Here is a 1,246-nt window from a genome sequence, read left to right as displayed (position 1 = left end):
GTCAGTGCCTGCATAGAGAAAACAGACTACCCGCTCCCGGAAGAGTTGTTGTCAACATCCTCCCGGTGAACGGTTACCCAGAAAAGAGCACATAAGATCATAGTCAGATCGTGAGGTCAAACCTGTTCCTGATTACCCATGATTAGCAGTCACCACGAGCTATACTGATCTTACGTACAGTTACTGAGGTGCGAGATCATGGCCAAAAGCAAAGTCCAATTCCAGAAAGGCTACAGCCTGTTTGATTTTTTCAAGGACTATGGCACTGAAGCGCAGTGCGAAAACGCGCTGCTTGCTTGCAATGCTGTTCACTTAAGAGAATTTGAGTTCCAGTCCACGTAGTATCAGGGCTAAAAAATGAGGGAGGCATGATGCCTCCCTCTTTCTATTGCAAGCCACGCTGGATAAAGGCTGAAGGAACATCGACTGGAAACAGCCTTGCTCCCCCAACTCAAGTCGCATTTATGAATAATTAGTCAAAAATGTGCTTATCTGAACAGCATTGCTGCTTGCTTGGCGTTTTCCGAACGGTTTCATCTGTCCTGAGTGCGCCAACAAGACCTGCTGTCGCCTGAAAAGTCGGCCACGCGTGCTGCAATGCAATAACTGCCGTCACCAGATGTCATTGACTGGAAACACGATTTTTGCAAACACCAAACTCCCACTGACCAAGTGGTTTCTGGCGATGCACCTGCTGTCACAAACCAAAACAGGCTTGTCAGCGATGGAGCTAAAGCGCCAGTTGGGCGTCAAATATGACACCGCCTGGATGCTCAAGCACAAGCTGCTGCAAGCCATGAAAGAGTCCGATGACAAGCAGCCCATCAGCGGCATCATTCAGCTCGATGATGTCTACTGGGGTGGAGAGCGCCGTGGTGGCAAACGAGGTCGGGGCGCGGCAGGCAAGACGCCGTTTGTGGCAGCAGTGGCCCTGAACAAGGAAGGGCATCCAATCAAGATGCGGATGACGGTGGTCGATGGTTTCAAAACCAAGTCCGTTGCTGATTGGGCAAAACGGCATATTGCCAGTGGTAGCGCGGTGATATCCGATGGATTGGCCTGTTTCAAAGCGGTCAAGGAGGCCAATTGTGAGCACCTGGGTGTTGTCACCGGGGGCAACCTGGACTTGCTGGATCATCCGGCATTCAACTGGGTAAACACGATGATAGGGTAAGCGCCGTTAAATCGACGTACTTGCCCTAACGGTATTGCGCCACTTTTTTTGAAATCGGCTCCAACGCCACAT

The 1,246-nt window shown here is 50.8% G+C and carries 1 protein-coding gene and 1 pseudogene; both read left to right on the top strand.

Annotated features, from left to right (window positions below; genetic code table 11):
• Nucleotides 1–198 precede the first annotated feature (198 nt).
• Entirely contained in the window at nucleotides 199–342 is a 144-nt protein-coding gene (locus OKB81_RS20375; protein ID WP_270805434.1) for a hypothetical protein, read from the top strand.
• Nucleotides 343–505: 163 nt separating this feature from the next.
• Nucleotides 506–1,171 (top strand): annotated as a pseudogene (locus OKB81_RS20370) (IS1595 family transposase); the annotation flags it as partial.
• Nucleotides 1,172–1,246 lie beyond the last annotated feature (75 nt).

It is taken from the genome of Aeromonas sp. QDB56 (assembly GCF_027705505.1).
GTDB classification, from domain to species: Bacteria; Pseudomonadota; Gammaproteobacteria; order Enterobacterales; family Aeromonadaceae; genus Aeromonas; species Aeromonas caviae.
Note: the sequence above shows the minus strand (reverse complement) of the source record. Positions and strands in the feature narration are given on the sequence as shown.